Origin of the sequence: Pseudomonas sp. P4795 (assembly GCF_048822895.1) — a bacterium.
Taxonomy (GTDB): domain Bacteria; phylum Pseudomonadota; class Gammaproteobacteria; order Pseudomonadales; family Pseudomonadaceae; genus Aquipseudomonas.
This window is the reverse complement of record NZ_JBMFBT010000002.1, coordinates 563,768-576,603: the sequence shown is the minus strand read 5'-3', so window position 1 is coordinate 576,603 and position 12,836 is coordinate 563,768. Positions and strand designations below refer to the sequence as shown.

At 57.9% G+C, this 12,836-nt stretch carries 16 protein-coding genes and 1 tRNA gene; 15 read left to right on the top strand and 2 right to left on the bottom strand.

The annotated features are described in order from the left end of the window. The first annotated feature begins 3 nt into the window (after window positions 1–3). The 15 genes from ACOI8A_RS07190 to nadA all read left to right on the top strand — a co-directional run bounded on the left by ACOI8A_RS07190 (window position 4) and on the right by nadA (window position 11,734). Window positions 4–750, top strand: a complete 747-nt coding sequence (locus ACOI8A_RS07190) for a YebC/PmpR family DNA-binding transcriptional regulator (protein WP_420646309.1) — start codon at window positions 4–6, stop codon at window positions 748–750. Between the two features lie 157 nt (window positions 751–907). Next, a complete protein-coding gene (gene ruvC, locus ACOI8A_RS07185) occupies window positions 908–1,435 on the top strand; it encodes a crossover junction endodeoxyribonuclease RuvC (protein WP_420646310.1) in 528 nt (175 codons plus the stop codon). 114 nt (window positions 1,436–1,549) lie between these two features. Further along, window positions 1,550–2,158, top strand: coding sequence for a Holliday junction branch migration protein RuvA (ruvA, locus tag ACOI8A_RS07180; protein ID WP_420646311.1), 609 nt, complete (start codon window positions 1,550–1,552; stop codon window positions 2,156–2,158). Then, entirely contained in the window at window positions 2,159–3,220 is a 1,062-nt protein-coding gene (gene ruvB / locus ACOI8A_RS07175; RefSeq protein ID WP_420646312.1) for a Holliday junction branch migration DNA helicase RuvB, read from the top strand. It begins immediately after the preceding gene. Window positions 3,221–3,347: 127 nt separating this feature from the next. Then, window positions 3,348–3,815, top strand: coding sequence for a tol-pal system-associated acyl-CoA thioesterase (gene ybgC / locus ACOI8A_RS07170; RefSeq protein ID WP_420646313.1), 468 nt, complete (start codon window positions 3,348–3,350; stop codon window positions 3,813–3,815). Further along, window positions 3,805–4,500: a protein TolQ gene (gene tolQ / locus ACOI8A_RS07165; protein ID WP_007995636.1), complete on the top strand. Its 696-nt coding sequence runs from the start codon at window positions 3,805–3,807 to the stop codon at window positions 4,498–4,500. The genes ybgC and tolQ overlap by 11 nt, the downstream gene beginning before the upstream one ends. 23 nt (window positions 4,501–4,523) lie before the next feature. After that, entirely contained in the window at window positions 4,524–4,976 is a 453-nt protein-coding gene (gene tolR / locus ACOI8A_RS07160; protein ID WP_401268701.1) for a protein TolR, read from the top strand. Continuing rightward, complete coding sequence (gene tolA / locus ACOI8A_RS07155) at window positions 4,976–6,058, top strand: cell envelope integrity protein TolA (RefSeq protein WP_420646314.1); 1,083 nt, start codon at window positions 4,976–4,978, stop codon at window positions 6,056–6,058. The genes tolR and tolA overlap by 1 nt, the downstream gene beginning before the upstream one ends. 17 nt (window positions 6,059–6,075) lie before the next feature. Further along, the gene (gene tolB / locus ACOI8A_RS07150) at window positions 6,076–7,365 is read left to right on the top strand and encodes a Tol-Pal system beta propeller repeat protein TolB (protein ID WP_420651222.1); all 1,290 of its coding nucleotides are present in this window, start codon (window positions 6,076–6,078) and stop codon (window positions 7,363–7,365) included. Between the two features lie 52 nt (window positions 7,366–7,417). After that, the gene (gene pal / locus ACOI8A_RS07145; protein ID WP_003178634.1) at window positions 7,418–7,915 is read left to right on the top strand and encodes a peptidoglycan-associated lipoprotein Pal; all 498 of its coding nucleotides are present in this window, start codon (window positions 7,418–7,420) and stop codon (window positions 7,913–7,915) included. A gap of 6 nt (window positions 7,916–7,921) precedes the next feature. Then, the gene (ybgF, locus tag ACOI8A_RS07140) at window positions 7,922–8,758 is read left to right on the top strand and encodes a tol-pal system protein YbgF (protein WP_420646315.1); all 837 of its coding nucleotides are present in this window, start codon (window positions 7,922–7,924) and stop codon (window positions 8,756–8,758) included. Window positions 8,759–8,924: 166 nt separating this feature from the next. Next, complete coding sequence (gene queE / locus ACOI8A_RS07135) at window positions 8,925–9,572, top strand: 7-carboxy-7-deazaguanine synthase QueE (RefSeq protein ID WP_420646316.1); 648 nt, start codon at window positions 8,925–8,927, stop codon at window positions 9,570–9,572. Window position 9,573: 1 nt separating this feature from the next. Beyond that, window positions 9,574–10,266 (top strand): 7-cyano-7-deazaguanine synthase QueC, encoded by a 693-nt coding sequence (gene queC, locus ACOI8A_RS07130; protein WP_420646317.1) that lies wholly within the window; start codon window positions 9,574–9,576, stop codon window positions 10,264–10,266. A 63-nt stretch (window positions 10,267–10,329) separates the two neighbouring features. Next, a tRNA-Lys gene (locus ACOI8A_RS07125) sits at window positions 10,330–10,405 on the top strand. 270 nt (window positions 10,406–10,675) lie between these two features. Beyond that, on the top strand, window positions 10,676–11,734 hold the full coding sequence (gene nadA / locus ACOI8A_RS07120) for a quinolinate synthase NadA (RefSeq protein ID WP_420646318.1): 1,059 nt from the start codon (window positions 10,676–10,678) through the stop codon (window positions 11,732–11,734). Between the two features lie 87 nt (window positions 11,735–11,821). On the opposite strand, the gene ACOI8A_RS07115 is transcribed toward nadA, so the two are convergent. Next, window positions 11,822–12,310 carry an RDD family protein gene (locus tag ACOI8A_RS07115; protein ID WP_420646319.1) on the bottom strand — a complete coding sequence of 163 codons (489 nt, stop codon included), beginning with the start codon at window positions 12,308–12,310 and terminating at the stop codon, window positions 11,822–11,824. A 97-nt stretch (window positions 12,311–12,407) separates the two neighbouring features. Beyond that, window positions 12,408–12,620, bottom strand: coding sequence for a cold-shock protein (locus ACOI8A_RS07110; protein ID WP_003227496.1), 213 nt, complete (start codon window positions 12,618–12,620; stop codon window positions 12,408–12,410). Window positions 12,621–12,836: the final 216 nt, after the last annotated feature.

Below are 12,836 nucleotides of genomic sequence, written 5' to 3'. Positions count from 1 at the left end.
GTTATGGCGGGTCATTCGAAGTGGGCAAACATCAAGCACCGCAAAGAACGTCAGGATGCCAAGAAAGGCAAAATCTTCACCAAGTGGATTCGTGAGCTGACCGTTGCGGCCCGTCAGGGTGGCGGCGATCCGGGTTCCAATCCACGTTTGCGTCTGGCGCTGGACAAGGCCCTTGGCGCGAACATGAGCCGCGACATCATTGATCGCGCAGTTGCCCGTGGTGCTGGTGCTGCCGACACCGACGACATGGTCGAGCTGAGCTACGAAGGCTACGGCCCGGGCGGCGTGGCAGTGATGGTCGAGTGCATGACCGACAACCGCAACCGCACCGCTGCGGCCGTGCGCCATGCGTTCAGCAAGTGCGGCGGTAATCTGGGCACCGACGGCTCGGTGGCGTATCTGTTTGAGCGCAAGGGGCAGATTTCCTTCGCGCCCGGCGTTGATGAAGACGCGCTGATCGAGGCGGCGATGGAAGCCGATGCCGATGACGTGGTCACCCACGAAGACGGCTCGATCGAGGTGTTCACTTCGTTCGCCGGGTTCTATTCGGTGCGTAACGCGCTGGAAGCCGCCGGCTTCAAAGGCGATGACGCGGAAATCGTCATGCTGCCGACCACCAGTGCCGAGCTGGATCTGGAGGGCGCGGAGAAGGTGCTCAAGCTGATCGACATGCTGGAAGATCTGGATGACGTGCAGAACGTCTATTCCAACGCGGACATTCCGGAAGAAGTGGCTGCGCAGCTCGGTTAACAGCGACTAGATTCAATGTGGGAGCTGGCTTGCCAGCGATGGCGTCGGCACATCTGGCAAAGATGTCGCCTGATAAACAGTCATCGCTGGCAAGCCAGCTCCCACAGTTGTTAATGGTTGGATTGAAATTGGTGTTTTTCCCGATTCCGCAGGCGTTATGACTTTAATTCTTGGTATCGACCCCGGTTCGCGCATTACCGGTTATGGCGTGGTACGCGATACCGGGCGTGGCGGTTGCATTTACGTGGCCTCGGGCTGCATTCGCACTGGCGCCGGTGAGCTGCCTGATCGCCTGCAAATCGTTTATCGCGGCGTGCGCGAAATCATCCAGACCTACGGCCCGGTGACCATGGGCATCGAAAAAGTGTTCATGGCGAAGAACGCCGACTCGGCGCTGAAACTCGGTCAGGCCCGTGGCGCGGCCATCGTTGCCGGTGCCGAGGAATGCCTGGAGATCGCTGAATACACCGCGACTCAAGTCAAACAAGCCGTGGTCGGTACCGGCGCCGCCAATAAAGAACAAGTGCAAATGATGGTCATGCACATGCTCAAGCTGACCAGCAAACCGCAGATCGACGCCTCGGACGCCCTGGCGATTGCCATTTGTCACGCGCATACGCGTTCCAGTCTGTTGCCGCATGGTCTGGGAGCGGCACGCAGTCGTGGCGGGCGCCTGCGTCTCTGATAGCATCAGCAATCAAATTTGTGGAATGCGGGTTTCGCGCCTGGGTCGTCGGCCTGAAACCCTTGTTCCGACAGTCGCCAGCCCACGGCTGGCCAACGCTCAAGGATCTGAAACGTGATTGGACGCTTGCGCGGCACTCTGGCTGAAAAACAGCCACCGCACCTGATTCTCGATGTAAACGGCCTCGGCTATGAGCTCGAAGTGCCGATGACCACCCTGTATCGCCTGCCGTCGGTCGGCGAACCGCTGACCCTGCACACGCACTTGGTCGTACGCGAAGACGCGCAACTGCTCTATGGTTTTTCCGGCAAGCGTGAGCGAGACTTTTTTCGCGAGTTGATCCGTCTCAATGGTGTCGGGCCGAAATTGGCCCTCGCGCTGATGTCGAGCCTGGAAGTCGATGAACTGGTGCGTTGCGTGCAGTCCCAGGACACTTCGGCGTTGACCAAGGTCCCAGGCGTGGGCAAGAAAACCGCCGAGCGCCTGTTGGTCGAGTTGAAGGATCGCTTCAAAGCCTGGGAAACCGTGCCCGCGATGTTCGCGCTGGTGCCTAACCAGCCCGACGGCCCGGCGCCAGTCAACACCGCCGAAACCGATGCAGTCAGCGCGCTGGTCTCCCTGGGCTACAAGCCGCAGGAGGCGAGCAAAGCGATTACCGCGATTAAAGATAAAAACCTGAGCAGCGAAGACCTGATCCGACGCGCCCTGAAGGGAATGATTTAAGTGATTGAAGCTGATCGTCTGATCACCGCCACGCCTGCGCCGCGTGAGCGCGAAGAAGTCCAGGACCGGGCGATTCGTCCTGTCAGTCTGGCCGAATACATCGGCCAGCCGACCGTTCGCGAGCAGATGGAGCTGTTCATCCAGGCTGCGCGCGGGCGCAACGAATCCCTCGACCACACGCTGATTTTCGGCCCGCCGGGTCTGGGTAAAACCACGCTGGCGAATATCATCGCCCAGGAAATGGGCGTGTCGATCAAGAGCACGTCGGGCCCGGTGCTCGAGCGGCCGGGTGATCTGGCCGCGCTGCTGACCAATCTTGAGCCGCATGACGTGCTGTTCATCGATGAAATCCATCGCCTGTCGCCAATCGTCGAAGAAGTGCTGTACCCGGCGATGGAAGATTTTCAGCTCGATATCATGATCGGTGAAGGGCCGGCGGCGCGTTCGATCAAGCTTGATCTGCCGCCGTTTACTCTGGTTGGCGCAACCACACGGGCGGGCATGCTCACCAACCCGTTGCGCGACCGTTTCGGCATTGTCCAGCGTCTGGAGTTTTACAGCACCGCCGACCTGTCGACGATTGTCAGTCGTTCGGCGAGCATTCTTGGCTTGCCGCTGGATCCGGAAGGCGCGTTCGAGATCGCGCGTCGCGCCCGTGGTACGCCGCGGATCGCCAACCGTTTGCTGCGCCGAGTGCGGGATTTTGCCGAAGTCCGCGCCAAGGGCCACATCACCAAATCCGTTGCCGATCTGGCGTTGAATCTGCTGGATGTCGACGAACATGGCTTCGATCATCAGGACCGGCGACTGCTGTTGACCATGATCGAAAAATTCGACGGTGGACCGGTGGGTATCGACAGTCTTGCGGCGGCGATCAGCGAAGAGCGCCACACCATTGAAGACGTGCTCGAGCCGTATCTGATCCAGCAGGGTTACATCATGCGCACACCGCGCGGCCGGGTCGTGACTCGCCACGCTTACCTGCACTTTGGATTAAACATTCCGACACGAATGGGCGAGATGCCCGTGGTAGACGAGTTTCTCGATGCTGCGGACGATTAATACACATTGCGTGCCGATTTATTCCGGGTTTGTGCTGTCCGACGACGGTACTTTCGCGATAAAGCCGCAGATCGATGAAAAACAGTTGCCTGGCTGGATTGGCAACCCGAGGAGTAAGCACTAGAGTATGCGCGCGCAAAACGGGTTAGAGCCGTTCGCACATCGTTGTCGCGTTTATTACGAGGACACCGATGCGGGCGGCATCGTGTATTACGTTAATTACCTCAAGTTTATGGAACGGGCTCGAACCGAGCGGCTGCGTGAACTGGGCTTTGCCCAATCGCAGTTGGCAGGGGAGGATCTGTTGTTTGTCGTGCATTCCAGCGAAGCGCGTTACCACGCGCCGGCGCGACTGGACGACGAGCTTCTGGTAAGCGCTGAAGTAATCGAATTGAACCGTGCCAGCCTGCGCTTTAAACAGCAGGTCAGGCGGGCGACGGATAATGTGCTGCTCTGCGAAGGGCAGTTTTTGGTGGCCTGCGTGCGCACCGACAGTTTGAAACCCCGGGCCCTTCCCGAAGACTTGCGTGCGGCTTTCGCCGGCGCAGTCGGCACGGGTACACACTCAAAGCAGGAGATAAAGCGTGGAAGCTAACGTCGTCGACCATTCCTCCATGTGGAGCCTGGTCAGCAATGCCAGCATCGTGGTGCAGTTGGTAATGTTGACCCTGGTGGCCGCATCGGTGACCTCATGGATCATGATCTTTCAGCGCAGCAATCTGCTGCGCGCCGGTCGACGCGCCCTGGAGAGCTTCGAAGAGCGCTTCTGGTCGGGTATCGATCTGTCCAAACTCTACCGCCAGGCTGGCAGCAATCCTGATCCGGATTCCGGCGTTGAGCAGATCTTCCGTGCCGGTTTCAAGGAATTCTCCCGTCTGCGTCAGCAGCCAGGCGTCGATCCTGAGGCGGTGATGGAAGGTGTGGCGCGTGCCATGCGCGTAGCTATTTCGCGTGAAGAAGAGAAGCTCGAGCAGAGCCTGCCGTTCCTCGCCACTGTAGGTTCCGTCAGCCCGTACATCGGTCTGTTCGGTACGGTCTGGGGCATCATGAACTCCTTCCGTGGCTTGGCCACTGCCCAGCAAGCGACCCTGGCCACTGTGGCTCCGGGTATCGCCGAAGCCCTGATCGCTACGGCGATCGGCCTGTTCGCGGCAATCCCTGCGGTAATCGCTTACAACCGTTTTGCTGCCCGCAGCGAAACCCTGCTGGGCCGTTACTACACCTTCGCCGATGAATTCCAGGCGATCCTGCACCGCAAAGTGCACACCAGCGAAGAATAAGCAGGTAATTTCCAATGGCTTTAATCGCTCGAGCTCGCAAAAAGCGCAAGCCGGTCGCCGAGATGAACGTAGTGCCATACATCGACGTGATGTTGGTACTGCTGGTCATCTTCATGGTGACCGCGCCGATGCTCAATCAGGGCGTGAAAGTTGATCTGCCCAAGGTTTCCAGCGAAGCCTTGCCGCAGGACAACAACACCCAGGTCCTGACCATTTCGATCAAGGCTGACAAGACCTACTACTGGAACCTTGGCAGCGAAGTCGACACCGAGAAGCAACAGGACAGGGCCATGACCCTGCCGCAGATGACCAGCGCGGTGACAAAAATCATCGCTGCCGGCAACGGTAACGGCAAGCGTACCCAGGTCTTCATTCGTGGCGACAAGACTGTCGATTACGGTTCCGTCATGGGCGCCATGGGCGGGTTGCAGAAAGCCGGGGTCGGTAATGTTGGCTTGATTACCGAGGCCCCCTGATGCAGCCACTGCGAGAGCCGTCTGCCTCGGAAAGCTTCTTCTGGCCTAGTGTCTGGGCGATTGTCTTGCACGTGCTGGTGTTCGGCATGCTGTTCGTCAGTTTCGCTTTTACACCTGAGCTGCCGCCGGCCAAGCCGATTGTCCAGGCGACCTTGTATCAACTGAAATCGAAAAGTCAGGCGACCACCCAGACCAATCAGAAGATTGCGGGTGAGGCGAAGAAATCCGCCGCGCGTCAGACCGAAGTCGAGCAGATGGAACAGAAAAAGGTCGAGCAGGAAGAGATCAAGGCCGCTGCGGAACAAAAGAAAGAAGAAGCGGCTCAAAAAGCCGAGGAAGCCAAGAAGGCCGACGAGTCGAAAAAAGCGGACGAGGCGAAGAAGGCTGATGAAGCCAAGAAAGCCGACGAAGCCAAGAAGACCGCCGAAGCCAAAAAGGCTGAAGAGAAACAATTGGCTGATATAGCCAAGAAGAAATCTGAAGAAGAAGCCAAAAAGGCTGCTGAAGAAGAGGCCAAGAAAGCCGCTGCTGAAGAAGCCAAGAAGAAGATCGTCGAAGACGCGAAGAAGAAAGCCGCCGAAGACGCCAAGAAGAAAGCTGAAGCTGAAGAGGCGAAGAAGAAAGTCGCCGAAGACGCGAAGAAGAAAGCTGCTGCCGACGCTGCGAAGAAAAAAGCGCAGGAAGCGGCCCGTAAATCGACCGAAGACAAAAAGGCTCAGGCCTTGGCCGATTTGCTTTCCGACACGCCGCAGCGCGAGCAGGCCTTGGCCGATGAGCAGGGCGACGAAGTCGCGGGCAGTTTCGATGACCTGATTCGTGCGCGAGCAGCGGAAGGCTGGGCACGTCCTCCTTCGGCACGCAAAGGCATGACGGTCGTGCTGCAAATCGGCATGTTGCCGGACGGTACGGTGACTTCGGTCGGCGTGGCCAAATCCAGTGGCGACGGTCCGTTCGATGCTTCGGCAGTCGCGGCGGTCAAGAATATTGGACGTTTGACGGAAATGCAGGGAATGAAGCCGAGCGATTTCGCTCCGTATCGTTCATTCAAGATGACATTCACACCTGAGGATCTAGCCTTGTGAGAAACCTTCTTCGAGGAATGCTGGTCGTGATCTGCTGTATGGCAGGTTTCGCGGCAGCAGATGAAAAGAACATTCTGGTCACCAGCGGCAGCGATCGGGCTACTCCGATTGCGGTCGTACCGTTCGCCTTCCAGGGCGGTGCGGTACTGCCGGATGACATGGCTGAAATCATTGGTAACGATTTGCGCAACTCGGGCTACTACTCGCCGATTCCAAAGCAAAACATGATCAGCCAGCCAAGCCAGCCAAGCCAGCCGAGCGAAATCATCTTCCGTGACTGGAAGGCGGTGGGTGCTCAATACATGATGGTCGGCAGCATTGTGCCGGCCGGCGGCCGGCTGCAAGTGCAGTGGGCATTGTTCAACGTGGCGACCGAGCAGAAAGTCGCTGACGGCAGTGTCTCCGGTACTACCGAGCAACTGCGCGACATGGCGCACTTCATCTCCGACCAGTCGTTCGAAAAGCTCACCGGTATCCAGGGTGCGTTTTCGACTCGTCTGCTGTATGTAACGGCTGAACGCTTCTCCGAGAAGAACACCCGTTACACCCTGCAGCGTTCGGACTATGACGGTGCCCGCGCCGTGACCCTGCTGCAATCGCGCGAGCCAATCCTGTCGCCGCGTTTCGCGCCGGACGGCAAGCGCATTGCTTACGTGTCGTTCGAACAGAAGCGTCCGCGGATCTTCATGCAGAACATCGACACTGGTCGCCGTGAGCAGATCACCAACTTCGAAGGTCTGAACGGCGCGCCCGCCTGGTCGCCGAATGGTGATCGCCTGGCGTTCGTACTGTCGAAAGACGGTAACCCGGACATCTACGTGATGAATCTGGCTTCGCGTCAGATCAACCGAGTCACCGCAGGTCCTGGCATCAACACCGAACCGTACTGGGGCAAGGATGGTTCGACCATCTACTTCACCTCGGACCGTGGCGGCAAACCACAGATCTACAAAACCAGCGCAAGTGGCGGCGGTGCGGAGCGAGTGACCTTTATTGGTAACTACAACGCCAACCCCAAGCTTTCGGCGGATGAAAAGACCCTGGTGATGATCCATCGTCAGGACGGATTCACTAATTTCAAGGTGGCAGCCCAGGATTTGCAGCGCGGAAGTGTAAAAATCCTAACTGATAGCACTCTGGACGAGTCACCTACTGTTGCGCCCAACGGCACCATGGTAATCTACGCCACCCGCCAACAGGGCCGGGGAGTCTTGATGCTCGTGTCCATTAATGGACGCGTTAGGCTCCCGCTTCCTACCGCTCAAGGCGAAGTCAGAGAACCGTCCTGGTCCCCTTACCTGAAGTGAGCGGGCGCTACACGTTTTACTTAACACACTGGGGTTCATTAGGAGTTTCACGATGGAAATGCTGAAGTTTGGTAAATTTGCTGCGCTGGCTCTGGCCATGGCTGTAGCTGTAGGTTGCTCGTCCAAAGGCGGCGACAACGCCGGTGAAGGCGCTGTTGATCCAAACGCTGGTTACGGCGCAAACACTGGTGCCGTTGACGGTTCCCTGAGCGAAGAAGCTGCTCTGCGCGCAATCACCACCTTCTACTTCGAATACGACAGCTCGGACCTGAAGCCAGAAGCCATGCGCGCTCTGGACGTTCACGCCAAAGACCTGAAAGCAAACGGCGCTCGCGTTGTTCTGGAAGGCAACACCGACGAACGTGGTACTCGTGAGTACAACATGGCACTGGGCGAGCGTCGTGCGAAAGCCGTTCAACGCTACCTGGTACTGCAAGGTGTTTCCCCAGCTCAGCTGGAACTGGTTTCCTACGGCGAAGAGCGTCCAGTTGCTACCGGCAACGACGAGCAGTCCTGGGCTCAAAACCGTCGCGTCGAACTGCGTAAGTAATTCGATATGCGAACGTGCCGTCGTGCTGTAACTGTTTTGGCTCTCAGCCTCGCGCCGCTTGCGGCGTGGGCTGCGGTTCCTGTGGTCGATGACAACTCCGGTTATAACAATAGCGGGAGCAGTTATCCGCCTGCGGGTTACGGTACGAACGGCGCCTATGCCGGGGGAGCGGCTTCGGCCCCTGCCTCGGCAAATGGCATGCTGTTCAACCAATTGCAACAGATGCAGGATCAGATCTCGCGCCAGCAAGGCGTGATTGAAGAACTGCAGAATCAGGTTGCGCGCATGAAGCAAGAATCCCTGGAGCGATACCAGGATCTTGATCGGCGCATAGGATCCGGTGCTGCACCTGCCGCGACTCCCGAGAATTCTTCTGCCGGTGGCGATGCAAGTGCTGCTGCCGGTGCTGCTGCTGGAGCCGGGGCTGCTGCCGCCCAGGCGCCTGCCGCAGGTGGTGAACCGGCTGATCCGGCCAAAGAGAAGCTGTATTACGATGCCGCTTTCGACCTGATCAAAGCCAAGGATTTCGACAAGGCCAGCCAGGCTTTCAGCGCTTTCCTGCGTAAATACCCGAACAGCCAATACGCGGGCAATGCCCAGTACTGGTTGGGCGAAGTGAACCTGGCCAAAGGCGATCTGCAAGGTGCAGGTCAAGCGTTTGCCAAGGTTTCGCAGCTCTATCCAAAGCACAACAAAGTGCCGGATTCGCTGTACAAGCTCGCTGATGTAGAGCGCCGCCTCGGTCACACCGACAAGGTAAAAGGCATTCTGCAACAGGTGGTGGCCCAATACCCGGGCACCTCCGCCGCTCAGTTGGCCCAACGCGATCTGCAGCGCATGTAAGGCTGTTTGAACCGATTCGAAGAAACCCGCACTTGTTGCGGGTTTTTTCGTTAGAATTCACGCCCTTTTTCTGAAACACGCTTCTTGTGGTCTACGCGTTGGCGGGATTGCTTGAAGTGCCTGACGGAGGCGGACAGCCTGTTTAGCTGTTACGCCCGTGGCGACTATGCAAGACACATTGAGAATCACCGAAGTTTTCTACTCTTTGCAGGGGGAAACGCGGACTGCCGGGCTGCCCACTGTTTTTGTGCGCCTGACCGGTTGCCCTCTGCGTTGCCAATACTGCGACAGCGCCTATGCCTTCAGCGGCGGCACCATTCGCACTCTCGACGACATCCTCGAACAAGTGGCCGGTTTCCGTCCGCGCTATGTGTGTGTCACCGGCGGTGAACCCCTCGCGCAGCCGAACGCTATTCCCTTGCTCAAACAGCTTTGTGATGCCGGATACGAGGTTTCGCTGGAAACCAGCGGCGCCTTGGACATTTCGGCCGTTGATCCGCGCGTCAGCCGCGTGGTTGACCTGAAAACGCCGGGTTCGAAAGAAGCCCATCGCAACCGTTACGAAAATATCGAATTGCTCACGTCCAACGATCAGGTGAAGTTTGTCATCTGCTCGCGCGAAGACTATGACTGGGCAGTATCGAAGCTGATCCAGTACGGTCTCGACCGGCGTGCCGGCGAAGTGCTGTTTTCCCCAAGCCACCATGACCTGAATGCTCGGGATCTGGCGGACTGGGTGGTGGAGGACAACCTGCCAGTGCGCTTGCAACTGCAGCTGCATAAATATCTGTGGAATGACGAGCCGGGGCGCTGAAATGACTGAACAACTGAACACTGGCGAAAAACGTGCAGTAATCCTGCTCTCCGGTGGCCTGGACTCGGCAACTGTCGTCGCCATGGCCCGCGCTGAAGGCTACGCCTGCTACACCATGAGTTTCGATTACGGCCAGCGCTCGCACGCTGAACTGCATGCCGCTGCGCGTGTTTCCCGTGATCTGGGGGCGGTTGAGCACAAAGTGATTGGCCTGAATCTGGATGGCATGGGCGGCTCGGCCCTGACCGACACCAGCATCGATATCCCAGAAGCGCTGGGTGAAGGCATTCCGGTCACTTACGTGCCGGCCCGCAACACGGTGTTCCTGTCGCTGGCACTGGGTTGGGCTGAGGTGCTTGGCGCGCGCGACATCTTCATCGGTGTCAACGCAGTGGATTACTCGGGTTACCCGGATTGCCGCCCGGAGTTCATCGAGTCTTTCGAGCGCATGGCCAATCTGGCGACCAAGGCTGGCGTGGAGGGCAACGATTTCCGCATTCAGGCGCCGCTGCAAAACCTGAGCAAGGCGCAGATTGTTCAGGCGGGCGTGAAGCTCGGCGTGAATTACGCGCTGACGGTTTCCTGCTACCAGGCTGATGACGAAGGCCGTGCGTGCGGCAAATGCGACAGCTGCCGTCTGCGTTCCGAGGGCTTTGCGGCCGCGGGAATCAGCGACCCAACACCTTATTTCTGATTTATTTCAAAAAAGGTGTTGAATAGTCCTTAAAAATCAGTATTATACGCGCCACCACACAGCGGGTCGTTAGCTCAGTTGGTAGAGCAGTTGGCTTTTAACCAATTGGTCGTAGGTTCGAATCCCACACGACCCACCATTTTTGGCGGTTTAGAAAATCCGGAAGGCCCACGCAAGTGAGGATTTCCGGGTTTTTTTTTGCCTGCAATTCCGGCATATCTCCAATCCTGCTCCGCGTCATGACGCAGGTCAGAATCATCTTTTGTATCAACGGGATATTCTGTAGCCTTGCGCAGCTTCAACGCTGTCCGTGCCTGATAAAACTCACTCTCCCGGCGGTACCCTCAAGCGGTCCGGAGCCGGGTGTATACTCGACTTTCGCGCGAACGCGCCTGCAGGTCTTGCGAACATGACGCAGATTTCCGAACGCCTTCTGGTTCAAGCCCACCTCGACGCCAAACAGCCCAAACCGCTGACGCCCGAGGAAGAGGCGCATTACCGTTCTGCCATCGCCGCCGAGCTCAAGGCTCAGGACGCGGTGCTGGTGGCCCACTTCTATTGCGATCCGATCATTCAGGCCCTGGCCGAAGAAACCGGTGGCTGCGTCTCTGATTCTCTGGAGATGGCCCGCTTCGGCAATGCCCATCCGGCAAAAACCGTGGTGGTTGCTGGTGTGAAATTCATGGGCGAGACAGCGAAGATTCTCAACCCTGAGAAACGCGTGCTGATGCCGACCCTCGAGGCCACCTGCTCGCTGGACCTGGGATGCCCGGTCGATGAGTTCTCGGCGTTCTGCGATCAGCATCCGGAGCGCACGGTGGTGGTGTATGCCAACACCTCGGCAGCGGTCAAAGCCCGGGCTGACTGGGTGGTGACCTCCAGCTGCGCGCTCGAGATCGTCGAGAGCTTGATGGACAACGGCGAAACCATCATCTGGGGCCCGGACAAGCATCTGGGCACCTACATTCAGCGCAAGACCGGCGCCGACATGCTGCTGTGGGACGGTGCCTGTATCGTCCACGAGGAGTTCAAATCCAAGCAGCTTGAAGACATGAAGGCGCTGTACCCGGACGCAGCGATTCTGGTGCACCCGGAGTCGCCGACTGCGGTAATCGAACTGGCGGATGCCGTCGGTTCCACCAGTCAACTGATCGCCGCTGCGCAATCGTTACCGAACAAGACCCTGATCGTCGCCACTGACCGCGGTATCTTCTACAAGATGCAGCAGCTGTGCCCGGACAAGGTCTTCATTGAGGCGCCAACTGCCGGTAATGGCGCAGCCTGCCGCAGTTGCGCACATTGCCCGTGGATGGCCATGAACACGCTTGAGCGCACGCTCAGGTGCTTGCAGGAGGGGACTGGCGAGATCTTGGTTGATCCGGCGCTGATTCCCCAGGCGATTCGCCCGCTCAAGCGCATGCTGGACTTTACTCAGGCGGCACGGATGAAGCTGGCTGGTAACGCCTAAAGCAAAATCAAAAGATCGCAGCCTGCGGCACCTCCTACAGAGATCTATGTAGGAGCTGCCGCAGGCTGCGATCTTTTTTATGGGCGCTTACTTTTGTTTCTTCGGCACCCGCACAACCTGCGTATCGGAATAGATGTCATGCCAGGTGCGCTTCTGCTTGTCGTACAGCGACCAAAAGAACCCCAGCCCCACACACAACCACGACGCAATCGACACCATGAAGCGCAGCAGCGCCTGCCACAGGCTGATCGCCGTGCCATCGGCGTTCTGCACGCGAATGCCCCACACCTGCATTCCCAATGTCTGCCCGCCATGGGTCCAGAACTTGGCGAAGAAGCCAAACAGCACCAGCACCAGCACGGTGGAATACAGCGGATCGCCATCCAGTTGCCCGGCATCGGTCAACACCCGCAGGCGCTCTTCGCCAATGATTGCAGCCTGAATCATCTTGTAAATGCCGCCGGTGACGATCAGCAGGGCGGTGCACAACAGAAAGTCATAGAACATCGCTGCCAGGCGCCGGCCGAGGCCCACGGTTGGGAAATCGCCCTGTGGAACGAGCAGGTGTTTCGACATGGCAGCCTCTGGACGGAAAGTTAGCCGGCATTTTACGGATTCGCGCGCACAAAAAAGCCCCTGATATCAATATCAGGGGCTTTTTCGTTACAGAAGGTTAGGCTTCTGCTTGTACTTCGTCAGCCTGCATGCCTTTTTGGCCCTGGACTGCAACGAAGGTTACTTTCTGGCCTTCTTTCAAGCTCTTGAAGCCGTTGCCCTGAATGGCGCGGAAATGCACGAACAGATCCGGACCGCTTTCTGGAGTGATGAAACCAAAACCTTTCTCGTCGTTAAACCACTTGACGGTACCGCTCTGACGTGTGGACATTTCTTATTCCTTTGACGCATAAATTGATGACAGCCTCTTTCCCATGAAAGAGTACTGGGGCTGGTTGCAGGAGAGTAAGAAAACGCCGAGCGGGATGTAGCTAACTTGTAGGCTACTGCCCAGGTCACGATTCAAAGCTGACCCATGCAAACACAGTGAACAAACTTTACGCCAACTACCAAAGAAAAAACAAGCCCCGCGAAGTCCCCGGTTTTG